General features: G+C 67.1%; 22 protein-coding genes. 7 read left to right on the top strand and 15 right to left on the bottom strand.

Translation table 11 applies throughout. The features are described from left to right. Nucleotides 1-155: 155 nt before the first annotated feature. Entirely contained in the window at nt 156-596 is a 441-nt protein-coding gene (locus tag ACGTN6_RS01310) for a DUF3617 domain-containing protein (RefSeq protein WP_394589422.1), read from the bottom strand. Nucleotides 597-709: 113 nt separating this feature from the next. Beyond that, a complete protein-coding gene (locus ACGTN6_RS01305; protein ID WP_394589421.1) occupies nt 710-2,209 on the bottom strand; it encodes a sensor domain-containing diguanylate cyclase in 1,500 nt (499 codons plus the stop codon). A 221-nt stretch (nt 2,210-2,430) separates the two neighbouring features. Here ACGTN6_RS01305 and bioA point away from each other — a divergent pair, with 221 nt between their 5' ends. From bioA to ACGTN6_RS01285, 4 genes are all read left to right on the top strand, one after another. Then, the gene (bioA, locus tag ACGTN6_RS01300) at nt 2,431-3,708 is read left to right on the top strand and encodes an adenosylmethionine--8-amino-7-oxononanoate transaminase (protein WP_394589420.1); all 1,278 of its coding nucleotides are present in this window, start codon (nt 2,431-2,433) and stop codon (nt 3,706-3,708) included. A gap of 84 nt (nt 3,709-3,792) precedes the next feature. After that, the gene (locus ACGTN6_RS01295; protein WP_394589419.1) at nt 3,793-4,086 is read left to right on the top strand and encodes a winged helix-turn-helix domain-containing protein; all 294 of its coding nucleotides are present in this window, start codon (nt 3,793-3,795) and stop codon (nt 4,084-4,086) included. Nucleotides 4,087-4,157: 71 nt separating this feature from the next. Further along, nucleotides 4,158-4,706, top strand: coding sequence for a thioredoxin family protein (locus ACGTN6_RS01290; RefSeq protein WP_394589418.1), 549 nt, complete (start codon nt 4,158-4,160; stop codon nt 4,704-4,706). Between the two features lie 17 nt (nt 4,707-4,723). Beyond that, nucleotides 4,724-5,101 (top strand): VOC family protein, encoded by a 378-nt coding sequence (locus ACGTN6_RS01285; RefSeq protein ID WP_394589417.1) that lies wholly within the window; start codon nt 4,724-4,726, stop codon nt 5,099-5,101. A gap of 63 nt (nt 5,102-5,164) precedes the next feature. Here ACGTN6_RS01285 and ACGTN6_RS01280 read toward each other — a convergent pair whose 3' ends face one another. The 5 genes from ACGTN6_RS01280 to ACGTN6_RS01260 form a co-directional block, all read right to left on the bottom strand. Then, on the bottom strand, nt 5,165-6,028 hold the full coding sequence (locus ACGTN6_RS01280) for an HTH domain-containing protein (RefSeq protein ID WP_394589416.1): 864 nt from the start codon (nt 6,026-6,028) through the stop codon (nt 5,165-5,167). 181 nt (nt 6,029-6,209) lie between these two features. Continuing rightward, a complete protein-coding gene (locus tag ACGTN6_RS01275; RefSeq protein WP_394589415.1) occupies nt 6,210-8,033 on the bottom strand; it encodes an acyl-CoA dehydrogenase C-terminal domain-containing protein in 1,824 nt (607 codons plus the stop codon). A 279-nt stretch (nt 8,034-8,312) separates the two neighbouring features. Beyond that, nucleotides 8,313-9,080: an SDR family NAD(P)-dependent oxidoreductase gene (locus ACGTN6_RS01270; RefSeq protein WP_394589414.1), complete on the bottom strand. Its 768-nt coding sequence runs from the start codon at nt 9,078-9,080 to the stop codon at nt 8,313-8,315. 15 nt (nt 9,081-9,095) lie between these two features. Then, on the bottom strand, nt 9,096-10,766 hold the full coding sequence (locus tag ACGTN6_RS01265; protein ID WP_394589413.1) for an AMP-binding protein: 1,671 nt from the start codon (nt 10,764-10,766) through the stop codon (nt 9,096-9,098). A 241-nt stretch (nt 10,767-11,007) separates the two neighbouring features. After that, entirely contained in the window at nt 11,008-11,577 is a 570-nt protein-coding gene (locus tag ACGTN6_RS01260) for a TetR/AcrR family transcriptional regulator (RefSeq protein WP_394589412.1), read from the bottom strand. Nucleotides 11,578-11,705: 128 nt separating this feature from the next. Between ACGTN6_RS01260 and ACGTN6_RS01255 the strand changes: the two genes are divergently transcribed. From ACGTN6_RS01255 to ACGTN6_RS01245, 3 genes are all read left to right on the top strand, one after another. Then, nucleotides 11,706-12,893: an acetyl-CoA C-acyltransferase gene (locus ACGTN6_RS01255; protein WP_394589411.1), complete on the top strand. Its 1,188-nt coding sequence runs from the start codon at nt 11,706-11,708 to the stop codon at nt 12,891-12,893. Between the two features lie 73 nt (nt 12,894-12,966). After that, a complete protein-coding gene (locus tag ACGTN6_RS01250) occupies nt 12,967-13,701 on the top strand; it encodes an alpha/beta fold hydrolase (RefSeq protein ID WP_394589410.1) in 735 nt (244 codons plus the stop codon). A gap of 122 nt (nt 13,702-13,823) precedes the next feature. Next, nucleotides 13,824-15,008 (top strand): MFS transporter, encoded by a 1,185-nt coding sequence (locus ACGTN6_RS01245; protein WP_394589409.1) that lies wholly within the window; start codon nt 13,824-13,826, stop codon nt 15,006-15,008. A 10-nt stretch (nt 15,009-15,018) separates the two neighbouring features. Here the strand turns inward: ACGTN6_RS01245 and ACGTN6_RS01240 are convergent, their stop codons facing one another. The 8 genes from ACGTN6_RS01240 to ACGTN6_RS01205 all read right to left on the bottom strand — a co-directional run bounded on the left by ACGTN6_RS01240 (nt 15,019) and on the right by ACGTN6_RS01205 (nt 23,651). Beyond that, nucleotides 15,019-15,315, bottom strand: coding sequence for a metalloregulator ArsR/SmtB family transcription factor (locus ACGTN6_RS01240; protein ID WP_394589428.1), 297 nt, complete (start codon nt 15,313-15,315; stop codon nt 15,019-15,021). Nucleotides 15,316-15,421: 106 nt separating this feature from the next. Continuing rightward, the gene (arsJ, locus tag ACGTN6_RS01235) at nt 15,422-16,648 is read right to left on the bottom strand and encodes an organoarsenical effux MFS transporter ArsJ (protein ID WP_394589408.1); all 1,227 of its coding nucleotides are present in this window, start codon (nt 16,646-16,648) and stop codon (nt 15,422-15,424) included. Continuing rightward, a complete protein-coding gene (locus ACGTN6_RS01230) occupies nt 16,641-17,684 on the bottom strand; it encodes an ArsJ-associated glyceraldehyde-3-phosphate dehydrogenase (RefSeq protein ID WP_394589407.1) in 1,044 nt (347 codons plus the stop codon). Before ACGTN6_RS01230 ends, arsJ begins: the two co-directional genes overlap by 8 nt. A 156-nt stretch (nt 17,685-17,840) precedes the next feature. Further along, the gene (pstB, locus tag ACGTN6_RS01225; protein WP_394589427.1) at nt 17,841-18,623 is read right to left on the bottom strand and encodes a phosphate ABC transporter ATP-binding protein PstB; all 783 of its coding nucleotides are present in this window, start codon (nt 18,621-18,623) and stop codon (nt 17,841-17,843) included. A 93-nt stretch (nt 18,624-18,716) separates the two neighbouring features. Beyond that, nucleotides 18,717-19,883, bottom strand: coding sequence for a phosphate ABC transporter permease PstA (gene pstA / locus ACGTN6_RS01220; protein ID WP_394589406.1), 1,167 nt, complete (start codon nt 19,881-19,883; stop codon nt 18,717-18,719). Nucleotides 19,884-19,900: 17 nt separating this feature from the next. Then, a complete protein-coding gene (gene pstC, locus ACGTN6_RS01215) occupies nt 19,901-21,157 on the bottom strand; it encodes a phosphate ABC transporter permease subunit PstC (protein ID WP_394589405.1) in 1,257 nt (418 codons plus the stop codon). Between the two features lie 111 nt (nt 21,158-21,268). After that, a complete protein-coding gene (locus ACGTN6_RS01210) occupies nt 21,269-22,282 on the bottom strand; it encodes a PstS family phosphate ABC transporter substrate-binding protein (RefSeq protein ID WP_394589404.1) in 1,014 nt (337 codons plus the stop codon). Nucleotides 22,283-22,466: 184 nt separating this feature from the next. Next, nucleotides 22,467-23,651, bottom strand: coding sequence for a multidrug effflux MFS transporter (locus ACGTN6_RS01205; protein ID WP_394589403.1), 1,185 nt, complete (start codon nt 23,649-23,651; stop codon nt 22,467-22,469). Between the last annotated feature and the right edge of the window lie 34 nt (nt 23,652-23,685).

Here is a 23,685-nt window from a genome sequence, read left to right as displayed (position 1 = left end):
AAGTCATCGAGGGAAGGGGGCAGCAGATCGAGCTGCTCGCGAGACGCGCCGGTGATATAGCGTGCCATGATGAAAACTGCCCATCAGGAAACCTGATGGGCAGTGTGCCAGCCGAGGTTGTGTTTTGGCACGGCCTGCATCGGCGACCTTCTCCACTATCCCTCTCTGCCTGCACCGGCCTCGCACTCCGATGAGACCCACTGCCCGGCCTGACGAGTCGTCAAGGTGCCATCGTTGGTCGTGACGATCTCGCTGGTATAGTGCTCATCGCTGTGCAGCGTGACGTGAGCATCAACTGACGTCGTCCGGCCGCCCTGCTGGCATGATGCCTGGGCCTGGATACTGTTGCCTTCGCGGGTGAGGTTGATGTCCGTGCAGTCGGATTCCCGCCAACGCTCGCGCATGGTAGCGCCCATGTCATCGGCCTCTCCTCCTGTCAGGCACATCTGGCTGGTGCGTTCCTCGGTGAGCTGGCTTGGCAGATTCTCGCCCTCCATGGACATGGTCATCTCCCACTGTCCGGGCTTGAGGTCGCTGGCCCACGCAGGGGCGGAAACTGCGGCTAACAGGGCGGCAATGAAAATGCGGCGTGACATGGATCCCTCCTATCATGTGAGTATGTCGCTCCCTTCCAGGGACCGCCCCAGCGTAGATCAAACCGCACGGGAACGCATCGCCACCCTGCCTTGCCACACGCTGATTCCAAGCTTCAGCGTTCGGCCGATCCCACGGCACCGTTTCCCGGCCCGGTGACGCTGGCATGCCGCCTGGTGCGATTGCGACCCGCCTGCTTGGCGGCATACAGCGCCTCGTCCGCCCAGACCAGCGCCAGGGCCTGACGCGTCTCGAGATCCATCGTTCCCGGCGGCATGCGCGCGACGCCCAGGCTGATCGAGACGGCGACCGTCACCGATTCCAGCGCTCCGGGCACTGTCAGGTGAAAGGGACGGTCGGCCACCACTCCTCGTAGCCGCTCGGCGAGGGCCAGCATCCGTGCTCCGTCGTCGCTGCGAATCAGCAGCGCGAACTCCTCGCCGCCCAGTCTCACCAGCGCATCGTTCTCGCGCAACTCGCCGTGCAATCGCCGGGATAGCCGACACAGCAGGGCATCGCCCGCCGCATGGCCGTATCGATCGTTGACCGCCTTGAAATGATCGATGTCCAGCAGCATCAGGTGCACCGACTCGCGACGGGCATGGTCTTTCAGCCAACGCATCAAGCCCCGCCGGTTCAGCGCCCCGGTCAGGGCATCCGTCTCGGCGGCCCGTCGCGAACGCTCCTCGTCTCGCTTGCGGCGATGAATGTCGATCAGGATTCCGGCCATGGCCAGCGGCCGACCGGCCTCGTCGCGCTGGATCTCGGCGACGATCTCGAACCAGCCTATGCCCCCTGCGTCGAGCGGCATCCGCACGTCCAACCGACAGTGCGATTGCCGCCCGGCCAGGCAGCCACGCACCTGCTGCCAGAGTTGATGTCGATCCTCGCGCCACAGCCTGGCCAGCATGCGGCGCAGCGGAACGCGCGGATAGGTCGCGGGGTAGCCCAGCTGCGCCTTGAGGGCTTCGGAGCACCAGACGTGCCCATTGCGCAGCGCAACTTCCCAGACGCCGCAGTTCGCCACCCGCTGGAACAGTTCGACCTGCCGGGAGCGGCTGGTCAGTCGATGTCGATAGATGGCGGCCGCGATCAGCTCGGCGGTGGCGATCAGCAGGTCGAGCCCAGGTCCCTTCCAGGCGATCGCCCGCCGGCAGTCGTCGATTCCCAGCGTACCCCACCACTCGCCATGAACCATGATCGGTACCGTGGCCATGGAAAGAATGTCCTGGCTCTCGAGGTGTCGCCGCAGCGGACCGTCGGCCATGTCCGGCACGCACAGGTCATGGCATCCGCCGTCACGTCGCTCCTCGACCAAGCGACGATAGGCGGGATCCTCGAGCCCCGAACGGAAAAAGCGGAAGCGGCGCTGCATCAGCTGCCGATAGGCCGGCGCGGCGGCCCACTCGAAGACGTAGTCCTGCAGCACGGCCTGAGGCTGGATCTCCAGCAACTGGAAGACCCACACCCGGCTGGCACCGGTCGCACGGCCAATCTCGGCGAGTAGCCGATCCACCCCATCCGCCCAGTTGTCGGCCTGCATCATGGCACGGCTGCCGACCGAGAGGGCCGCCAGGTAAACGCTCTCAGGAGACGCGGACGCGACTGTCGTCATGCCATCCTCATTGTCAGCGATGCCGGCCGGCGCGGCGAGGCACATCCTCAATTCGATTAGGCCGATATGTTCGACACTCTATCCGCTCAATCCAGACGACGCCACGCGCCAACAGTCAACATCTTCATAACCCAATGGTTTACATGTAAGGTGAACACACCCACTTCATCGGCACGCCGTGCGTCCCGATGGCGCCGTTTACGCACGTTTCAGGAGGCCCGATGACGTCCACCGTCTGGCACCCCTACGCCCATCTCAAGACCCAGTCTCCCGCCCCCAAGGTAGTCGGCGGCGAAGGTCCTCGCTTCATCCTGGAGGACGGCGAGTCGCTGCTCGATGCCACCTGCTCCTGGTGGTGCATGATCCACGGCTACCGTCACCCGCGTCTGGTCGAGGCCATCCAGCGCCAGGCCGACGAGCTGTGCCACGTGATGCTCGGCGGACTCACCCACGATCCCGCCGACCGCCTGGCCCGGGAACTGGTTCGCGTCACACCGGAAGGCCTGAATCATGTGTTCTTCTCCGACAGCGGCTCGGTAGGCATGGAAGTGGCCATGAAAATGGCCGTGCAGTACCACTACCTGCGCGGCAAGCCGGCCAAGCATCGCATGTTGACGCTGATGAAGGCTTATCACGGCGACACCGCCGGCTGCATGGCGGTCTGCGATCCCGAGGAAGGCATGCATTCGCTGTTCACCGGTTTCCTGCCCCGGCACCACTTCGCCCCCGCGCCCACCGCTGGCTTCAATGCCAGCCGCGCCGAGGTGCAGGCTGATCTCGACGCCCTGCGCGCTGTGCTCGAGGCCCATCACGAAGAGATCGGCGCGCTGCTGATGGAGCCGCTGCTGCAGGCGGCCGGCGGGCTCAACATGACCTCGCCCCACTACCTGCGCGGCGCCCGCGAGCTGTGCGACGAGTTCGACGTGCTGCTGGTGTTCGACGAGGTGGCCACCGGCTTCGGCCGCACCGGCAAGATGTTCGCCGCCGATCACGCCGAGGTGACGCCGGACATCATGGTGCTGTCCAAGGGGCTCACCGGCGGCTATCTGGGCCATGCCGCGACGCTGGCCACCGACCGCGTCCACGATGCCTTCATCGGCGACAGCGAGCTGCACGCCTTCATGCACGGCCCGACCTTCATGGGCAATCCGCTGGCCTGCCGCGTCGCCCTGGAGAGCCTGGCGGTGTTCGAGGAGGATGACTATCTGGGCCGCATCCAGGCGCTGAACGGCGTGCTGCGCCGAGAACTTGCGGAAGACGAGGCCCTGCGCGCCCACGCTGACGTCGCCGACGTGCGCGTGCTCGGCGCCACCGCGGTGATCGAGGTCCACGACCCCGCCGCCCTCAAGGGCGTGGCCGACTTCGCCCGCACCCGGGGCGTATGGCTGCGGCCCTTCGGCCGCTGGCTGTACACCATGCCGGCCTACATCACTCCCGAGGACGACATGCGCCGCATCACCAGCGCCATGAAGAACTGGTTCCTCTCCCGCTCCCGCTGAGACGACGCCAGGCGGACACGCCCGGGCTGGCACTCGCCTCTGCGCCATGTCAGCCTGAGGCAAATCTTCACGGACGATCCCCCCATGAGCCTGAGCAAGACCCAGACGAGCTTCTATCGCCGCCTCTACGTGGCTCACCTGATCGCCGCCGGCACCGCCAGCGTGCCGGCGATCATGCAGGCCACCGGCATGCCGCGACGCACCGCCCAGGACACCATCGCCGCCCTGGCCGAACTGGACGTTCGCTGCGAATTCGAGCCCGAACCCGGCCAGCGCCACAACGTCGGCCATTACGTGATCCGCGACTGGGGGCCCATCGACCCGGACTGGGTGGCCCGCCACGCCGACCGGCTGCGCCAGGCACTGGGATACGACTGAATCGGCAACCGCCGGGCGGCCTTCGAGCCTTCTGTTAGGCTGTGAGCATCACCCACGCAACGGGAGCTCCCATGTCCCTGACGCCGTCCACCATGATCGAGCTGGGCAGCCCCCTGCCCCCTTTCCGCCTGGCCGATGCCCAAGGCCACACGACGGGAAGCGACGACTACCCCGACCAGCCGCTGCTGGTCGTCTTCATGTGCAACCACTGCCCCTTCGTCAAGCACCTGGCCGACGCCCTGGCCGACTTCGGCCGCGAGTATCAGGCCAAGGGACTGGCGGTGGTCGGCAGCAACAGCAACGACTACCGGAGCCATCCGGAGGATCGCCCCGAGAAGATGCTCGAGGAAGCCCGGGCTAGGGGCTACACCTTCCCCTACCTGGTCGACGAGACCCAGGAGGTCGCCCGGGCCTTTCAGGCCGCCTGCACCCCTGACTTCTTCCTCTTCGACCGCGATCACCGGCTGGCCTATCGCGGCCAGTTCGACGCCAGCCGCCCCGGCAAGGAGCTTCCGGTAACCGGCGAGGACCTGCGCGCCGCCGCCGATGCCGTGCTGGCAGGCCAGGCACCGAGCCCACACCAGCAACCGTCCATTGGCTGCAACATCAAGTGGAAGTGACAGCGGAGATCATCCCGATGAGCGCTCAACCCTACCTCGAGATCCAGGCCGACGACCCAGAGCGAGCTCGCGCCTTCTACACCGGCCTGCTGGGCTGGCGATTCACCGCCGTGGAGGGTCTCCCGGTCGCCTACTGGCGCCTCGAGGCCGAGGGCCTGCGCGGCGGCCTGCTCGAGCGACCGGCCACCACGCCGCCTGCCGAGTGCGGCACCAACGCCTTCACCTGCTCCTTCGAGGTCGATGACATCCGCGAAGCGGCGGCCCGTGTCGAGCGGCTCGGCGGCCGGGTCGCCCTGCCCGTCTTCGCCATTCCCGACACCTGTTGGCAGGGCTACTTCCTGGATACCGAAGGCAACACCTTCGGACTCTTCCAGGTCGACGCCAACGCCCGCTGAGGCGCCAAACCAGCACCTTCAGCGCTCACCGCCCGTGACTCGGCGTCGTTCGGCATCGACGGGCTACGAGCCCGCCGCGTATTGCCTTGCCTCGTCAACGAACGCTGCGGCGCGGCGCTGGGCCGGGCGTGCCTCGAGGCCGGCCCAGTAGGCCTCGAATTCGGGGCATCGCGGAAGCGTGCCGAACGCCATGCCCCAGCCGATATGGGACCCGACGTAGACATCGGCCGCGCTGAAGGCATCGCCGGCGATGAAGCGGCGGTCGCGAACCGCCCCGGCCAGTGTCTCGATCACGGCCTCCGAGTTTCCGCAGCCGAGCTGCATCTCCTGCGTCGGGCTCGGATGCACGCCGAGCAGCGACGACAGGGACAGCGTGGTCTCGAGCGGCCCTGCCGCGAAGAAGAGCCAGCGGTAATAAGCGCCACGCCGGTCGGGCGCCGGCGCCAGTCCCGCCTCGGGGAAGGCGTCGGCGAGATAGGCACAGATCGCCGCGGCCTCGGTGACCACGACGTCGCCATGGCGTATGGCCGGCACCTTGCCCATCGGATTGATCGCCAGATAGTCCGGCGCCTTCATCGGCGCACCGTAGTCGAGCACCTCCCGGCGATAGGAGATGCCGAGCTCCTCGAGCATCCAATGGACGATGCCGCCCCTCGACAAGGGGTTGGTGTAGAAGACCAGCTCGGCCGAGGGTTCGACGCCGGGAGCTCGCAGCGCCGGCGGCGGCAGCGGAACGTCGGTTGGCAGCACATACCCTTGTCCGGGCTCACTGACGATCTCGACTCCCACCGCCCGCAGTACGGCGATGTCCTGGTAGAGCGTGCGCAGCGGCACCCCCAGCGCCTCGGCGAGCTCCTGCCCGCCGAGCGGTCCATCGTGATGTCGCAGCCTACCGAGCAGTTCCTGCAGGCGGTTTGTTCGGGACATGCTGGCCTCCTGGCGCACAAGGCGCGTTATCGCGAGCTCGATCCAAGCTGGCATCATGCCCCTACCTTCGCCCGAGCACCAGAGGCCCGGCAGCCAGACGCAAGAAAGGCGGCGAGATGACCTCGCCGCCAAGCCACCGGTCACCGACCGGCCGAGAGAAATACCGCGATTGCTCCGCTTGTCAGATCTCGAAGCCGAGCCCGAAGTCCTCGGCGGAGATCGCCATGAGCGAATCGCTCCCTGCCTCGATGGCCTGCTTGTGGCCACGGGTCCGCGGCAGCAGCCGCTCGAAATAGAACCGCGCGGTATCGATCTTGGTGCGATAGAAGGCGGCCTCGCCCGTGCCGGCCTCCAGGGCGCTTCGCGCCTGCCGGGCAGCGCGGGCGAACAGATAGGCCAGCGTCACGTAGCCCGCGTACATCAGATAGTCGACGCTGGCGGCGCCCACTTCGTCGCGATCGTTCATGGCCTTCATGCCCAGGCCCATGGTCAGCTCGCCCCATTCCGCGTTGAGCTTGGCCAGCGGGCGGACGAATTCCGCCATGCCCGGCGTGGACTGCTCGGCCTGGCAGAACTTGTGGATCTCCCTGGTGAAGGCCTTGAGGGTCTCGCCCTGGCTCATCAGCACCTTGCGGCCCAGCAGGTCCAGGGCCTGGATACCGGTGGTGCCCTCGTAGAGGCGAGTGATGCGGGCGTCACGCACCAGTTGCTCCATCCCCCACTCCTGGATGAACCCATGGCCCCCGAACACCTGCACGCCCTCATTGGTCGCCTCGAAACCGACCTCGGTGAGAAACGCCTTGACGATCGGCGTCAGCAGACCGAGCAGGGTATCGGCGCGCTCGCGTTCGGCCGCCTCCTCGCCGTGCTCGACCACGTCGATCAATTGGGCCGTGTAGAGCACCAGCATGCGGCCGCCCTCGGCGAAGGCCTTCTGGGTCAGCAGCATGCGCCGCACGTCAGGATGCACGATGATCGGATCGGCAGGCTTGTCCGCGGCCTTGGCCCCGGCCAGGGAGCGCATCTGCAGGCGATCCCGAGCGTAGGCCAGGGCGTTCTGGAAGCTCGCCTCGGCCAGTCCCAATCCCTGAATGCCCACCCCGATACGCGCGGCGTTCATCATCGTGAACATGCAGGCCAGCCCCTTGTGCGGGCGACCCACCAGGAACCCCCTGGCGCCGTCGAAGTTCATCACGCAGGTGGCATTGCCGTGGATGCCCATCTTGTGTTCCAGCGAGCCGCAGACCACGCCGTTGCGCGCACCAGGCTCACCTTGCTCATCGGGCAGGTGCTCCGGTAAGTACTTCGGCACCACGAACAGCGAGATACCCCTGGAGCCCTCGGGGGCATCGGGCAGCTTGGCCAGCACCAGGTGGACGATGTTCTCGGCCAGGTCGTGCTCGCCGGCGGAGATGAAGATCTTGGTGCCGGTGACGTCATAGCTGCCGTCGTCCCTCGGCACCGCCCGGGTCTTGATCAGGCCCAGGTCGGTGCCGCAATGGGGCTCGGTCAGGCACATGGTGCCGGTCCAGGTGCCTTCCACCAGCTTGGTGAGGTAGGTCGCCTGCTGCTCGGCGGTGCCATGATGGCGCAGGGCGTCGGCTGCGCCGTGCGAGAGCCCCGGGTACATGCCCCAGGCCAGATTCGCCGAACAGATCATCTCCGAGAGCACCATCGACAGCGACGGCGGCAGCCCCTGGCCGCCGTGGTCGGGAGACGCCGCCAGGCCCGGCCAGCCGCCCTCGACGTACTGCCGGTAGGCGGCCTTGAAACCGCGCGGCGTCTTGACCTCGCCTCCCTCCAGCAGGCAACCCTCGCGATCACCGCTCTGGTTCAGCGGCAACAGCACCTCGCGGGCGAAGCGCCCGCCCTCCTCGAGAATTGCCGCCACCACGTCCGGCGTGGCTTCCTCGCCGCCGGGTAGCCGCGCATAGTGGGCGGGATAGTCCAGCAACTCCTCCATCACGAAGCGCATGTCGCGCAGCGGGGCCTGATAGTCGGGCATCTCGGTCTCTCCTGATGTCGGGCGTAGGGGCACGGCGCAGGCCGCTTCAAACATGTGTTTGAAATTACGCCCGCACGAAAAGACAGTCAAGCGTTCGTTTTAGGATGAAAAAACGAAAAGCTGGAAGCTGGAAGCTGGAAGCTGGAAGCTGGAAGGCAGCATGAACCCCACCATCATGGGGTCAAGGGGTTTCTGCAAGCTTCAAGCTTAAGCCCGCGAAGCGGGCGTTCTTCCAGCTCCGGGCGAAGCCCGGCTCTTCCAGCTCCGGGCGCAGCCGGGTCACTGCATACGGATGCCGCCGTCCAGGCGAATCACCTCGCCGTTGAGCATCGGATTGGTGACGATCTGCTCGGCCAGGCGGGCATACTCGTCGGGACGCCCCAGCCGCTTGGGGAAAGGCACGGCGGCCGAGAGCGCCTCCACGGCAGCTTCGGGAATGTCGCTCATCATCGGCGTCTCGAACACGCCCGGGGCGATGGCCATCACCCGGATCCCGTAGCGAGACAGCTCCCGGGCCGCCGGCAGGCTCATGCCCACCACACCCGCCTTGGAAGCGCTGTAGGCACACTGCCCCACCTGGCCGTCGAAAGCCGCCACCGAAGCGGTGTTGATGATCACCCCGCGCTCACCGTCTTCTCCCGGCACATTCCTGGCCATGGCCGCCGAGGCCAGGCGCATGACATTGAAGGTGCCCACCAGGTTGATCTGCAGGGTTCGCGCATAGGCCTCGAGGTCCGCAGGGTTGCCTTCGCGGTCGAGCAGCTTGGCCACGCTGACAACGCCGGCGCAGTGCACCACTCCCGCCAGGCCGCGCTCGCCTCCCAGGGCCACGGCGGCATCCACCGCGGCCTGGATGTCGTCGGCGGAGGTGACGTCACCGCGTACCGCGCGTGCCGCCTCGCCCAGCCGCGCGGCATGAGCCTCGACGGCCTCGCTGAGGTCGCACAGCACCACCCGGCCGCCGGCCGCGACCAGGCGCTCGGCGGTGGCCGCCCCCAGGCCGGACGCGGCACCGGTGATCAAAAAGGCGTTGTCCTTCACTTGCATCGAGATTCTCCTCGGTCAGGGGGCGGGCGTCGCCGCCTTGTCGGCGGCATCCGCGCGTAGCTTGAAGCGCTGGATCTTGCCGCTCGGGGTCTTGGGCAGGGCATCGACGAACTCGATCACCCGGGGAAATGCATGGGTCGAGAGCCGCTCGCGAACCTGCTGGCGAACCTCGTTGGCCAGCTCGTCGCTCGGCTCGAAGCCCTCGCGCAGCACCACGTAGGACTTGATGATCTCGCCGCGAATCTCGTCAGGCTGGCCGACGGCGGCCGACTCGGCCACGGCGGGATGGCAAAGGACGGAGTTCTCCACGTCGGTGGGCCCCACCCGGTAGCCGGCGGTGGTGATGATGTCGTCGTCGCGGCCGGCGAACTGGAAGGTGCCGTCTTCGTTGCGCACCACCACGTCGCCGGTCAGGTAGTAGCCCTCGGCGAAGGGATGCTTCTCCTGCCAAGTGTAGCCGGGGAAGAAATGCGCCGGGGACCGGGCGATATCCACCGCCAGTACTCCGGGCTCACCCGGTGGCAGCTCGCGATGTTCGGCGTCGAGGATCGCCAGCCGATAGCCGGGCAACGGCACGCCCATGCCGCCGACGTGCTTGAGATGGCCAAGGGCATGGTGGTTGCAGCAGGTCATGCCGGTCTCGGTCTGGCCGTAGTGATCCATCACCGGGCAGCCCAGCGCACTCTCCACCCAGGTCACCACTTCGGTATTGAGCGGTTCGCCGGCGGAACTGGCCCGCCGCAGTTCGAGGATCTCGTGGGCATCGTCGAACAGCCCCGAGGCCTTCATCAACCGGTAGGCGGTGGGCGCTGCGGCGAAGTTGGTGATGCGATGACGCGCCATGAAGGCCAGCGCGCCTTCGGCGCTGAAGCCCGCCTCGCAGAAATGGGTGGTCACCCCCAGCAGCAGCGGGCCGGCGATCGCGTAGTAGAGCCCATAGGCCCAGCCCGGATCGGCCATGTTCCAGAAACGATCGTTGGGCTCCAGGCCGACGGACAGCTCCATGTAGAGGGCAAAGGCCGGCAGCGCCGCGAGCGGCACGGCCACGCCCTTGGGCTTGCCCACCGTGCCGGAGGTAAACATCTGCAGGAAGGGGGCATCCGGCGCCTGCCGCGGTGCCGGGGAGGCGATGGGAGCTGACGCCAGCGCCATCTCCCAATCCAGATCGGCCTCGTGGTCGCCATCTGCCCCACCCACCGCGAGTACCGGCGGGCAGTTCGCCAGGCCATCGAACTTGGCGCGATTGGCCCGATCGGTGATCACCAGCCGGGTATCGGCACGGCCCAGGCGGAAGTCCACCGAATCCGGACCGAAGGCGGTGAACAGCGGTTGATAGACCGCACCGATGCGCCAGGTGGCGAGCACCGCAATCAACAGCTGCGGCGAACGCGGCAGCATGCAGGCGATGCGATCGCCCTGCCCCAGGCCGCGATGCTCCAGCCAGCCGGCAAGCCGCTCGCTTGCCTCCGCCAGCTGGGCATAGCTCAGGGTGGTGATGCTTCCCTGGACATCCTCGTGCACCAGCGCCGTCGCCCCGCCTCGCCCCTCGCGCAGGTGGCGCCCACAGCAGGCCTCGAAGGCATTGAGCTTGCCATCGCGATGATCGTCGAGCCGATCGATCACCGCATCGACGGAGAAGGCGTCGAGATAAGTCGAGTAGTCGGTAAGCGTTGCGGATGTGCTCATGAGCTGCCCTCTTGGCTGACGGCCCCTTCCCGGGGCCATTGTGCTTGTTGTCGGCGATCGGCCGTCTGCCGGCACGGGTGCCTCTTGGCGAATCCGGCTCGCTGATATACAGTTGACGTAAACGTCAACCTAGCAAGCGCTAGGTACACGCTAGAGGCTTCTCGGCGATGGGGCAAGATGTAAAGCGACAGGATGAACTAGACGATGGTCGAGCCCGCCGCACGGCGGGCATCGTGAGACGTCAGGCGCGAGGAGACATGAGCATGGCAATGAGTTCCCGGGCCAGGTCCTCAGGAGAACGTTCACCCTCGGGGTCGTACCAACGCACGGTCCAGTTGAGCGCGCCCATCACAAAGCGCGACACCAGGAAACGATCGCCCTGGATCAACCCGGCCGCTAGCGCCTCGTCGATGACCGTCTCCCACAGCGCCTCGTAGGCATCGCGCAGGTGACTGAGATGAGCACGAGCCTGGCCGTCCAGACGGCGCCACTCGTAGAGTGCCACCACATGGGCGTTACGATCGGTGAGCAGGGTCTCCAGATGGGCCCGGGCCATGGCGTGCAACCTCGCCTCCGGGTCGCTGTCGCATTCATCGAGAGCGGCACGAGCGATGCTCAGAGCATTCTCGGTGCCCTCCTCGATCACAGCGGCCAGGATCTCCTGCTTGTCACGGAAATGATGGAAGAGGCTGCCCGACTTGATCCCCATCTCCTGGGCCAGCATGCGCACCGTGGTTCGGTCGAAGCCTTCCTGGACGAACAGCTGGGCGGCCTGACGCGTGAGTTCCTTGCGACGCGGAGAGTCATTCATTACATTCATCGACGTTTACACTAGCGCTTGCTTGGTTGACCCTGAGAGAACCATAGCCCCGCCGGCGGGTCAACGCGCCGACGGTCTCTGACCTTCACGACAACAACCCTCGAGTCGGGAGACCCCACATGAGCGATTCCACAGACATCGTCTTCCTCTCCGCCGCACGTACACCCATGGGCGGCCTGCTGGGCAGCCTGTCCAGCCTCAGCGCGCCGACGCTCGCTGCCACGGCGATCCGCACCGCCATCGAGCGCGCCGGCATCGAGGCCGATGCCCTCGACGAAGGCATCCTGGGCTGCGTGCTGCCCGCCGGTGTCAAGCAAGGGCCCGCCCGCCAGGCCATGCGCCAGGCCGGCATCCCCGACGGCATCGGTGCCACCACCATCAACAAGCTGTGCGGCTCCGGCATGAAGGCCACCATGCTGGCCCATGACCTGATCCGCGCCGGCAGCGGCGACATCCTGCTGGCCGGCGGCATGGAGTCGATGTCCAACGCCCCTCACGTGTTGACCAAGGCGCGCGGCGGTTATCGACTGGGCCATGGCGAACTCAAGGATCACATGTTCCTGGACGGCCTCGAGGACGCCGAAACGGGGCAGCTGATGGGCGGCTTCGCCCAGCAGGTCGCCAGCGCCCGTGACTATTCCCGCGAGCGCCTGGACGATTTCGCCATCGCCTCCCTCGAGCGGGCCATGGCCGCCACCAACGCCGGACACCTGGACGCGGAGATGGCCCCGGTCACGGTCCCGGGCCGACACGGCGATACTCTCGTCGAGCACGACGAGCAGCCCTTCCAGGCCAAGCTCGACAAGATCCGCTCGCTGCGCCCGGCCTTCGCCAAGGACGGAACCATCACCGCCGCCAACTCGAGCTCCATCTCCGACGGCGCCTCGGCGCTGATTCTGGCCAGTCGGGCCGCGGCAGAGCGTGCGGGGGCCAAGCCCATCGCGCGCATGCTGGGCCACAGCACCCACTCGCGGCATCCCAGCGAATTCACCATCGCCCCGGTCGGCGCCATCGAGAAGCTGATGACCAGGCTCGGCTGGGGCGTGGGCGACGTCGACCTGTTCGAGATCAACGAGGCCTTCGCCGTGGTCACCCTGATCGCCATGGACGACCTGGGCCTGCCCCACGACAAGGTCAACGTCTTCGGCGGCGCCTGCGCCCAGGGCCACCCCATCGGTTCCACCGGCTCGCGCATCATCGCCACCCTGATTCACGCCCTGCGCCAGCGCGGCGGCAAACGCGGCATCGCCAGCCTGTGCATCGGCGGCGGCGAGGCCACGGCAGTGGCCGTCGAGCTGGTCGACTAGGCACGATGCCGTGAGAGAGGGCCGGGAAACACGCATCGCGACGCCGCAGGGCGAGCTGTACGCCGTGCGATGGATGCCGCCGCGAGGAGAAGACGCCGACCGGACGCCCGTGGTGCTGCTGCACGATTCGCTGGGCAGCGTCTCGCTGTGGCGGCGCTTCCCAGCCCGACTGGCGTGCATCCTGAAACGCCCGGTGGTGGCCTACGATCGCCTGGGCTACGGCCGGTCGGCGCCCTATCCCGGGGCGCAGCCCCCGAGCTTCATCGACGACGAGGCGAGCAGCGGCTTCGCCGCCGTACGGGAGCACCTGGGGCTGGCGCGTTTCATGGTGCTGGGCCACAGCGTAGGTGGCTGCATGGCCGCCGCCATCGCGGCAATGTATCCGGAAGCCTGCCAGGGGCTGATCACCGTCGCGGCCCAGGCATTCACCGAGCCCCGCACGCTGGTCGGCATCCGCACGGCCGAGCGCGCCTTCGCGGTCCCCGGCCAGATGGAGCGGCTGGCCCGCCATCACGGCGACAAGGCCGATTGGGTACTGCGCGCCTGGGTGGACACCTGGCACTCCGAACCCTTTCGGCACTGGCGGCTGGATGAGGCGCTGGGCGGCGTTCGCTGCCCCACCCTGGCCGTTCACGGCGAGCGCGACGAATACGGCTCCCCGCAACAGCCCCGGCGCATCGCGGCCCTGACACCCGGCCCCGCCGATCCGCTGATGCTCCCGGACTGCGGTCATGTACCCCATCGGGAGTGCCCCGAGCGCTTGATCGACGGCATCGCGTCCTTCGTCGCCGCCTCGACGGCTTGCTGAGGCCGGGCGAACCCGGTCGCGTTGACAGCCTGCGGCATCGTACGCGTCCATCGCCGGCTGGATGATATGAGCCATGGCTCATAGGATGGTCGCTCCAGCATCGCATCCGCGGATTTCCTGTCATGCGCTCGCCCTCGCGCCATCCCCTGGCCATCATCGTTATCGCTCAGCTGTTCGGCACCTCGCTGTGGTTCAGCGTCAACGGCGTGGGACTTTCGCTCGCCAGTGACCTGGGCCTCTCCGATGCCGACCTCGGCCGGCTGACGCTGGCCGTGCAGGCCGGCTTCATCCTCGGTGCCCTGGGGCTTGCCACCAGTGGGATCACCGACCGCTTCCGCGCCAGCCGCGTGTTCGCCACCGCCTGCCTGGCCGGCGCCCTGGCCAATGCCGGCTTCATGCTGGCCGCTCAACACCCCGCGCTCGCCCTGGTGCTGCGCTTTCTCACCGGCGTCTGCCTGGCAGGCATCTATCCGCTGGGCATGAAGCTGGTGATCGGCTGGACGCCGCGTTACACCGGGGCGGCGCTGTCCTGGCTGCTGGGCATGCTGACGCTGGGCACCGCCCTGCCCCACCTGCTGCGCGGTGCCACTCTGGGGCTGCCCTGGCAATGGCCGCTGCTGGGCGCCTCGGCGCTGGCACTCGTCGGCGGCGCCCTGGTGCTTGTCCTCGGCGACGGCCCGCATTTGCCGCCTCCCGGTGGCCGGGCGCGGCTGCGCGAGGGGCTGGCCGCGCTGCGCACCCCCCGCTTTCGAGCCTTCGCCGGCGGCTACTTCGGCCACTGCTGGGAGCTCTATGCAGTATGGACCCTGACGCCCTTCCTGGTCGGTCGCGAGCTCACCCGGCTGTCGGCCTCGCCGGCGCTGGTGCCCTGGCTGGCCTTCACCGTGATAGCGCTGGGCGCGGCGGGCTGCGTATTGGGCGGTCGGCTGAGCCGGCGACTGGGCAGCCTGCCGGTGGCCCGAGGCGCGCTGGCCATCTCGGGGCTGATCTGCCTGGGCTATCCGTTACTGGCGAACCTGTCGCCCTGGTGGCTGCTGGCGCTGATGGCGCTGTGGGGACTGACGGTGATCGCCGATTCGCCCCAGTTCTCCGCCCTGGCCGCGGCCAACGCACCGCGCGCCCACATCGGCTCGACCCTGGCGGTGATGAACGCCATCGGCTTCGGCCTGACGATTCCCGGCATCTGGCTGACTACCGCGCTATGGGCCTCCCAGGGCCCCTGGGCGATCTGGTGGCTGCTGCCGGGCCCGGTCCTGGGACTCTGGAGCCTGCGTAGCACGCCCTCTCGGGGCGAAGGGACGGCGTGACCGCCCCGGCTCAGCAGAGCGCCGCGCGTCGTGCCGGCCGTTCGCCCATCTCGTTCAATCGTGCCGCCAAGCCTTTCACCCGCTCGGCATCGCCCTTGGCGGCGGCCTCGAGCGTCGACAGCGCCCAGTCGGGCAGGTCGACGGGCAGGCGGTAATGCACCCACTGTCCGGCGCGACGATCCTCCAGCAGGCCGCAGCGGCGAAGCTGGGCCAGATGGCGTGACACCTTGGGCTGGGAGAGCTCGAGGGCTTCGGTCAGCTCGCAGACACAGAGCTCGCCCTGGTGGCGAATCAGCAGCATCAGCATCAGGCGGGTGTCATCGGCCAGGCACTTGAAGACCTCCACGGGGGTCAGTGATATCACGGTGTCCTCGCCTCCTCGGTTATTCCGCCCACCATGTGGCGCTCGCCCCTCAAGCATCGCGGGGCAACGCCAGGGCCAACGCCGCACTGGCTGCTACCAGCGCCGCCGATACTCCCAGGCAGGCGGCCAGCCCCTGGGCCTGGTAGAGCCAACCGGACAGCAGTGTCCCGACGAGTCGACCCATGGCGTTGGCCATATAGTAGAAGCCCACGTCCATGGACACGCCGTCGGCCCGGGCGAAACGCACGATCAGGTAGCTGTGCCAGCTCGAATTGACGGCGAACAGCACGCCGAAGGCCAGCAGGCCAGCCACCAGCCAGCCCACCTCGGCCAACGGCAGCAGGGCCAGCAACGCCGGCAGGCCGGCCAGCAGCGCCGCCAGCCCCACGGTGACGCCCCGCGGGCTCGCGCCGAGCCGAGCCGTCAGCCGCGGCGCCTGGGTCTGCACGCCGCCGTAGCCGATCACCCACAGGGCCAGCAGGCCGCCCACCGTCCAGTGGCTCCAGCCGTGCTGGTCATACAGGAACACCGGCAACGCCACCACGAACCACACATCCCGAGCGGCGAACAGGCACAGCCGCGCCGCCGAGAGCACGTTGACCGCGCGCGATGACGAAAACACCTCGGTGAACCTGGGCTTGCGTTTGCCGCGCCCCAGATCGGCCGTAAGCCTGACCAGCGACAGTGACAACACCGCGATCAGCATCAGCGCCATGGCGATGACGGCGCCCCGAAAGCCGATCAGCGTCAGCAGCAGCCCGCCTAGGAAGAAGCCGGCGCCCTTGAGGGCGTTCTTGGAGCCGGTAAGGATGGCCACCCAGCGGTAGAGGGCCCCCTGGGCGCTGACGCCACCTTCGGGTACCAGTACCTTGACCGCACTCTTGGCGCTCATCTTGTTGAGGTCCTTGGCGATGCCCGACAGCGCCTGGGCGGCCATCACCCAGGGCACGGTCAGGGCCGCCGCGGGCACCATCAGCATCCCCAGCGCCACGATCTGCAGGCCGAGCCCGACGTTCATGGTGCGGTTGAGACCGAGCCGCGCGCCCAGCCAGCCCCCCACCAGGTTGGTGACTACACCGAAGGCCTCGTAGAAGAGGAACAGCAGCGCTACTTCCAGCGGCGAATAGCCCAACTGGTGGAAGTGCAGCACCACCAGCATGCGCAACGCCCCGTCGGTGAGGGTAAAGGCCCAGTAGTTGCCGGTGATCAGCAGGTACTGGCGGACCTCGAAGGGCAACGCCTTCAGACGTGCGCCGAGTGACAGGCCGTCAGGCATGGTCGCCCCGCTCACCGCCCACCTTCAGCGCCAGTTCGGCGGTGCGATTGGCGTAGCCCCACTCGTTGTCGTACCAGGCATAGAGCTTCAGCTGGGTGCCGTTCACCACCAGGGTCGAGGGCGCATCGATGATCGAGCTGCGCGGGTCGGTTCGGTAGTCGATGGACACCAGGGGGCGCGTCTCATAGCCAAGGATCCCGGCCAGCGGGCCCTCGGCGGCGGCCTCGAGGGCGGCGTTGACCGCCTCCGCCGTGGTCTCGCACTCGAGCTCGAAGACCATGTCGGTCAGCGAGGCGTTGGCCAGCGGCACCCGCACCGCGTGGCCGTTCAGCTTGCCCTCAAGCTCGGGAAAGATGGCGCTGATGGCCCTGGCCGAGCCGGTGGTGGTCGGGATCAGGCTCATGCCACAGGCCCGGGAGCGGCGCAGATCAGGCTTTCGTGGAGAGCTCGGGGCATCGAGGATGGTCTGGGTATTGGTGATGTCATGCACCGTGGTCATCGAGCCGTGGCGGATGCCGAAGGTCTCGAGGATCACCTTGACCACCGGCGCCAGGCAGTTGGTGGTGCAACTAGCCGCGGTGACGATGCGATGCACCCCGGGGTCGTATTCGTCGTCGTTGACGCCCATCACCACGTTGAGCACGCCCTCCTCCTTGACCGGCGCGCTGACCACCACCCGGCCGACGCCCTGATCCAGGTAGGCCTGGAGCCTGTCCTTCGACTTCATCCTGCCGGAGCACTCGATGGCGACATCGCAGCCGGACCAGTCGGCCCCGCCGATAGTGTCATGGCCGGCGAAGGCGATGCGCCGGCCGTCGATCACCAGGCCGTCGGCCTCGGCCCGGATGCCCTGGCCCGGCGACCAGTGGCCGTGGACCGAATCGAACTCCAGCAGGTGAGCGAAGGTGGCGGCGTCGCCACCGGGGTCGTTGAGGCGCACCACCTCGACCTCGCCGGCCTCGACCCGTGGCCAGAGGCTGCGCAGCACGAGGCGTCCGATACGGCCGAAGCCGTTGATGCCGATCTTCAAGGTCATGGGAATGTTCTCCGAGTCGCCGATGGTCTACAGGCCGCCAACATATATGGAATTCCATATATTATGCCATCGGCGTGACGATCGCATGACACGCTCGGAAACGAAGACGGGGAGGCGTGGCCGCCTCCCCGTCGATCCCCTGCGGACGCGCCGCGATCAGCCGTAACGACCGGTGATGTAATCCTCAGCCTTCTTGGTGGCCGGGTTGGAGAACATGGTCTGGGTGTCGTTGTACTCGATCAGCTCGCCAAGGTGGAAGAACGCCGTGTAGTCGGCGACCCGCGCGGCCTGCTGCATGTTGTGGGTCACGGTGATGATGGTGAACTGCTGCTTGAGCTTGTCCATCAAGTCCTCGATGGTCGCCGTGGAGATCGGGTCCAGGGCCGAGGTCGGCTCGTCCATCAGGATGACATCGGGCTGCACGGCAATCGCCCGAGCGATGCACAGGCGCTGCTGCTGGCCGCCGGACAGCGAAGTGCCGGGCTCCTGCAGCTTGTCCTTGACCTCCTCCCAGAGCCCAGCGTCGCGCAGCGAGCGCTCCACCAGCTCGTCGGTGTCGGCCTTGCGGCTCACCAGGTCGTGCATGCGCGGCGCATAGGCGATGTTGTCGTAGATCGACTTGGGAAACGGGTTGGGCTTCTGGAACACCATGCCCACCCGACGACGCAGCGCCACCTCGTCCATCTTCGCTTCGTTGACGTCGCGGCAGTCCATCTCCACCAGCCCGGCGATACGCACGCTGGGGATCAGGTCGTTCATGCGGTTGAGGCAGCGCAGGAAGGTCGACTTGCCGCAGCCGGACGGGCCGATCAGCGCCGTGATGTTCTTTTGATAGACGTCGATGTTGATATCGCGCAGCGCCTGGCTGTCGCCGTACCAGAGGTTGAGGTCGCGCACACGCACGCTCAGCTCGTGGTTGGCCTGCTCGTTGCGGGTCACCGGCTCGCCCGCACTGTGACCGGTCATGGGCGTCATGCTCCGCTGGGCAACTTTAATGTTCATCTTGGCATGTCCTGTGTCGGGCCGCATGGCTTACCAGCGACGTTCGAATTTCTTGCGCAGCACCACAGCGGTGGCGTTGAGGGTGATCAGCACGGCAAGCAGCACCAGGATGCCGCCGGAGGTCTTCTCGATGAAGGCGCGGTCGGGCTCGCCCGCCCAGGTAAAGATCTGCGCCGGCAGCACCGTAGCCGCCTCGTTGAAGGAAGCAGTGACGTCGGGGATGAAGGCCACCATGCCGACGATGATCAGCGGTGCCGTCTCGCCCATGGCCTGGGCCAGGCCGATGATCGAGCCGGTCATGATGCCCGGCAGGGCCAGCGGCAGGACATGGTCACGCACCACCTGCCAGCGCGAGCAGCCCACCCCGAAAGCGGCATGGCGGATCGAGTCCGGCACGCTGCGCAGCGCCGTGCGGGTGGCGATGATGATCACCGGCAGGGTCATCAGCGCCAGCGTCAGGCCGCCGACCACCGGCGAGGAGCGCGGTACGCCGAAGAAGTTGATGAAGATCGCCAGGCCCAGCAGGCCGAACAGGATCGAGGGAATGGCCGCCAGGTTGTTGATGTTGATCTCGATCAGCTGGGTGAAGCGGTTATCCGGGGCGAATTCCTCGAGATACACCGCGGTCATCACGCCGATCGGGAAGGACACCGCCAGGGTCACCAGCAGAGTCATCACCGTGCCCATGGCGGCGGCCGCAATGCCGGCGAGCTCGGGCATCTTGGAATCGCCGCTGGTGAAGAAGGTGGTGTTGAAGCGCAGCTCGGCGCGGCCCTCGTCCACCAGTCGATCGACCACCGCCTGCTGGCCCGAACTGAGCCGCGAATGGTGGCCCTTGAGGTACTGGTCGACCTGGCCGTCGGCCAGCACCCACTCCATGCGGGTGGTGCCGAGCAGGCCGGCATCGTCTTCCATGCGGCCCGGAATCAGGCGCAGGTAGCCGCGGCTGACCAGCGGGCGGACATCCTCCTGGACGGCAGCCAGGGGCAGTTCAGCGGCGCGTTCGCTGTAGTCGACCTCGACCTGGATCTGCGCCTGCTGGAAGGCCGGCAGGCCCTTGACCAGCATATCGGCGAAGAACAGCACCAGGAACAGGCCGGCCAGCCCCAGGGCCCCCATGGACATCCACTTCAGGCGGGCGGACTTGCGATGACGACGCCGAAGCTGGGCGCTGATCTCGTCGAAGGATTGGCTCATCGGAATGGCTCCCAGCGTTAAAGGTTATTGATCCGGTACTTCTCGCGGAACCGGCGGATCATGATCACCGAGACCAGGTTCAGCGACAGGGTGACCACGAACAGCACCAGTCCCAGGGCGAAGGCCGAGAGGGTCTCGGCGCTGGCGAACTCCTGATCGCCGGTCAGGGCGGCGACGATGCGCACCGTCACGGTGGTCATGTCCTCCAGCGGATTGACGGTCAAGTTGGGCCGCATGCCGGCGGCCATCACCACGATCATGGTTTCGCCCAGCGCCCGGGAGACCGCCAGCAGCGAGGCAGAAATGATGCCCGGCAGGGCCGCCGGCACCACCACGTCGCGGATGGTCTCGGCCTTGGTCATGCCCAGCGCCAACGACCCCTGGCGCATGCTGTCCGGCACCGAATTGATGACGTCATCGGACAGCGAGGAGATGAACGGGATGATCATGATGCCCATGACGATGCCGGGGGCCAGGGCGTTGTTGAAGGAGGCCTCGAAGCCAAGCGCGCCGGCTACGTCGACGATGATCGGCGCCACGGTGATGGCGGCGAAGAAGCCATAGACCACGGTGGGAATGCCGGCCAGCACCTCGAGTACCGGCTTGGCCAGGGTCCGCACGCGCGCCGGCGCGAACTCGGCCATGTAGATCGCCGCCAGCAGCCCCACGGGGATCGCCACCAGCATGGCGATGGCGGAGATCATGAAGGTGCCGGCAAACAGCGGCACCGAGCCGAACTGGGCGGCACTGCCGCCTTCCTCGGCGCGTCCGGCGGCCTCGAGGAAGCTGGCCCCGGGATTCCAGGTGGTGCCGGTGATGAAGTCCCAGAAACTCTGCATCTGGAAGAAGCGGATGGCCTCCCCCACGATGGAGATCAAGATCCCGAATGTCGTGAAGATCGAGATCAGCGCGGCGCCGGCCAGGATGAAGCGGATGACCCGCTCGATGGCCTTGCGCGCATGGAAGTCAGGGCGCACCAGACCGATGCCGGCGGCCAATCCCGCACAGGCCACGACCATGCTGGCAGCCAACAGGTAGAGGGGCGGAATCGCCGCGCCCAGCAGCAGCATCGCGAAGGCGCCGACCGCTCCCACGACAATCGCCGGCCCGGCGGTGGTCAGCACGCTGAACCAGGCGTACTGATCGGGCTGGGCGTACATGGACATGCCGGCGGCGCGCACCTTGGCGGCCTTGGCCCGTCCCAGGAAGAAGGCTATCAGACCCAGCACCAGCAAGGTGCCGCAGAACAGAGCGAGGAGTTGATTGGTCTGCATAGGTGTCTCTCGGCGGAATGGATCCGCGGGGCCCAAACCGGCACCCCGCCGGAACGTGCGCCGGCCGACAGCCCCTGGCTGCCGGCCGGTTCAGGGCTGGAACCCGGCCTCTTACTTGAGGTCGGCCAGCTCGAGTGCCTCGTGATTCTCGACCGCGCTGCGGGCCTCGGCACGCATGTCTTCCGGCGCCGGAATCAGGCCAATGCCCTTGAGGTAGCCGAGATCGCCGATCATCTGCTCGCTCATGAACATGTTGGCGTACGCGTTCATGGCCGGGACCTCGTCGGCGTGCTGGTTCTTGACGTAGAAGAACAGCGAACGGGACACCGGATACTCACCGCTGCCGATGGCCTCCGGGGTCGGCTCGACGCCGTCGATGCTGGAACCGATCAAGCTGTCGGCGTTCTCCTCGAGGAAGGAGTAGCCGAAGATACCGAAGGCGTCGGTGTTCTCGGCCAGGCGCTGAACGATCAGGTTGTCGTTCTCGCCGGCGTCGATGAAGGCGCCATCGGCACGGATGTCGGTGTAGCCCTCGCCGCCGTAGGCCTCCATGTCCTCTGAGGCGGCTTCCATCACCAGCTCCTCGAAGGCGTCGCGGGTGCCGGAAGTGGTGGGCGGCCCGTAGACGGCGATCTCGCGATCCGGCAGCGACGCGTCGATGTCGCTCCACTGGGTGTAGGGGTTGTCGACCAGTTCACCGTCGACCGGGACCTGGGCGGCCAGGGCCAGGAACAGCTGCTCGCGGCTCAGGTTCATGGCCTCGTTGGCACTGGACTGAGCGAAGGCGATGCCGTCATAGCCAACGAAGGCCTCGGTGATGTCGGTCACGCCGTTCTCGGCGCAGCGCTCGAACTCGGAGGGCTTCATGCGGCGCGAGGCGTTGGTGATGTCCGGGGTATCGTCGCCGACGCCGTTGCAGAACAGGCGCAGGCCACCGCCGGAACCGGTGGACTCGATAACCGGGGTCGGATAGTCGGTGGTGGCGCCGAATTCCTCGGCCACGTAGCTGGCAAACGGATAGACGGTGCTGGACCCGACGATGCGAACCTGGTCGCGGGCTTGGGCGACACCGACCACGCCCATGACGGCGGCAGCGATAGCGGTGGTCTTGAGGATGCGGTTCATGGAGAAAGCTCCTGTTCTGAGAAGTGATCATCCTGCGCGAGACACACGATGCCCCACGAAAATGACAGCTTCATGACAAGTGCTAACTCGTGCCGACCGCATCGTCGGCGAAGGGAAACAGTCGCCCTGGCACCCAGCGGCCAGGGCAGCACCGACCGAGCGGTCGGCGCGGAGGAAAGCCATCTCAGTGGAGGGCGGCGCGCCCCACCAGTCGCCGCAGGGCCAGGTTGCCGGCCAGCGACACCAGTAGCATGGTCAGCACCATCGGCCAGGCACTGTCGACCTCGAAAGCACTCACCACCACACCGGCCAGGGCCCCACAGGTGAACTGTATGCAGCCCAGCAGTGCCGTGGCGGTAGCGCTCATGTGGCTGAAATGCTCGAGCAGCGAGGCGATGGCGTTGGGTGTGATCAACCCGACCATTCCCATGAACAGCATGATCAGCGGCACCACGTTCACCAGCGAATCCAACCCGGTGGCCACCAGCGCCACCAGGGCAATGGCCACACCGAATTGCACGCCCAGCCCCAGGCGCATGTTCTGCTGTGGCGTGCGCCGCCGCAGCAGGCGGATGTTGACCCGGTTGGAGAGCGCCATGACCACCACATTGGCGCCGAACACCAGCGGATAGACCGCCGGTGACACGCCGTAGTGGGTCATGTAGAGAAAGGGCGAGGCGGTGATGAAGGCGAACATCCCGGAGAAGGTCGCAGCTACGGAGAGCACATAACCCATGCCCTCGCGATGACGCAGCACGCTGGCGTAGTTGCGAAGCACCTGGCGCGGCGAGGCCACCGGGGCATCAGGGGCCCGTGTCTCCGGCAGCCGGGTGCCCATGAACCACAGCAGGAAGGCCGCATAAGCGGCCAGGAAGGCGAAGATCAGCCACCAATCGGCCAGATACAGCAGGCCGCTGCCCACCGCCGGCGCCACCAGCGGCGCCAACATCAGGATCATCGCCATGGTCGACATCACCTTGGCCGCCTCGCGCCCGCTGAAGCAGTCACGCACGATGGCCGCCGAATTGACCACGCAGGCTCCGCCGCCGAGGGCCTGAACGAAGCGCCAGGTCAGCAGCTCGCCCAAGGTATCCACCTGGATGATCATCAGGCTGGCCAGCAGGAAGACCACCAGCCCGGTCAGCAGCACCGGGCGGCGCCCCAGGCGATCGGACATCGGCCCGCCGGCCAGCTGGCCGAAGGCGAAGCCGAGCAGGAAGATGCTGATCGACAGCTCGGTGTGGTGAATGCTTTCCCCCACCGCCGCGGCCAGCGCCGGCATGGCCGGCAGATAGGCATCGATGGCGAAGGGGGCCAGGGCGGTATTGATGGCGACCAGCAGGGCCACGCGTCGGGCATTGAGGGACAAGGAGCCTCCAGAACAATATCCACTAGGGCGCTAA

Origin of the sequence: Halomonas sp. B23F22_20 (assembly GCF_043496985.1) — a bacterium.
In the GTDB taxonomy this organism is placed as follows: domain Bacteria; phylum Pseudomonadota; class Gammaproteobacteria; order Pseudomonadales; family Halomonadaceae; genus Halomonas.
This window is presented reverse-complemented; position numbering and strand designations above follow the sequence as displayed.

Coding starts and splice junctions, on each gene's coding strand:
- pstA (WP_394589406.1), bottom strand. CDS start 19,883: ATGAGCCAATCCTTCGACGAGATCAGCGCCCAGCTTCGGCGTCGTCAT.
- pstC (WP_394589405.1), bottom strand. CDS start 21,157: ATGCAGACCAATCAACTCCTCGCTCTGTTCTGCGGCACCTTGCTGGTG.
- ACGTN6_RS01305 (WP_394589421.1), bottom strand. CDS start 2,209: ATGACGACAGTCGCGTCCGCGTCTCCTGAGAGCGTTTACCTGGCGGCC.
- ACGTN6_RS01295 (WP_394589419.1), top strand. CDS start 3,793: ATGAGCCTGAGCAAGACCCAGACGAGCTTCTATCGCCGCCTCTACGTG.
- ACGTN6_RS01210 (WP_394589404.1), bottom strand. CDS start 22,282: ATGAACCGCATCCTCAAGACCACCGCTATCGCTGCCGCCGTCATGGGC.
- ACGTN6_RS01255 (WP_394589411.1), top strand. CDS start 11,706: ATGAGCGATTCCACAGACATCGTCTTCCTCTCCGCCGCACGTACACCC.
- ACGTN6_RS01310 (WP_394589422.1), bottom strand. CDS start 596: ATGTCACGCCGCATTTTCATTGCCGCCCTGTTAGCCGCAGTTTCCGCC.
- ACGTN6_RS01250 (WP_394589410.1), top strand. CDS start 12,967: ATGCCGCCGCGAGGAGAAGACGCCGACCGGACGCCCGTGGTGCTGCTG.
- ACGTN6_RS01280 (WP_394589416.1), bottom strand. CDS start 6,028: ATGTCCCGAACAAACCGCCTGCAGGAACTGCTCGGTAGGCTGCGACAT.
- ACGTN6_RS01230 (WP_394589407.1), bottom strand. CDS start 17,684: ATGACCTTGAAGATCGGCATCAACGGCTTCGGCCGTATCGGACGCCTC.
- arsJ (WP_394589408.1), bottom strand. CDS start 16,648: ATGCCTGACGGCCTGTCACTCGGCGCACGTCTGAAGGCGTTGCCCTTC.
- ACGTN6_RS01285 (WP_394589417.1), top strand. CDS start 4,724: ATGAGCGCTCAACCCTACCTCGAGATCCAGGCCGACGACCCAGAGCGA.
- ACGTN6_RS01260 (WP_394589412.1), bottom strand. CDS start 11,577: ATGAATGACTCTCCGCGTCGCAAGGAACTCACGCGTCAGGCCGCCCAG.
- ACGTN6_RS01270 (WP_394589414.1), bottom strand. CDS start 9,080: ATGCAAGTGAAGGACAACGCCTTTTTGATCACCGGTGCCGCGTCCGGC.
- ACGTN6_RS01265 (WP_394589413.1), bottom strand. CDS start 10,766: ATGAGCACATCCGCAACGCTTACCGACTACTCGACTTATCTCGACGCC.
- ACGTN6_RS01290 (WP_394589418.1), top strand. CDS start 4,158: ATGTCCCTGACGCCGTCCACCATGATCGAGCTGGGCAGCCCCCTGCCC.
- ACGTN6_RS01245 (WP_394589409.1), top strand. CDS start 13,824: ATGCGCTCGCCCTCGCGCCATCCCCTGGCCATCATCGTTATCGCTCAG.
- ACGTN6_RS01240 (WP_394589428.1), bottom strand. CDS start 15,315: ATGCTGATGCTGCTGATTCGCCACCAGGGCGAGCTCTGTGTCTGCGAG.
- bioA (WP_394589420.1), top strand. CDS start 2,431: ATGACGTCCACCGTCTGGCACCCCTACGCCCATCTCAAGACCCAGTCT.
- ACGTN6_RS01275 (WP_394589415.1), bottom strand. CDS start 8,033: ATGCCCGACTATCAGGCCCCGCTGCGCGACATGCGCTTCGTGATGGAG.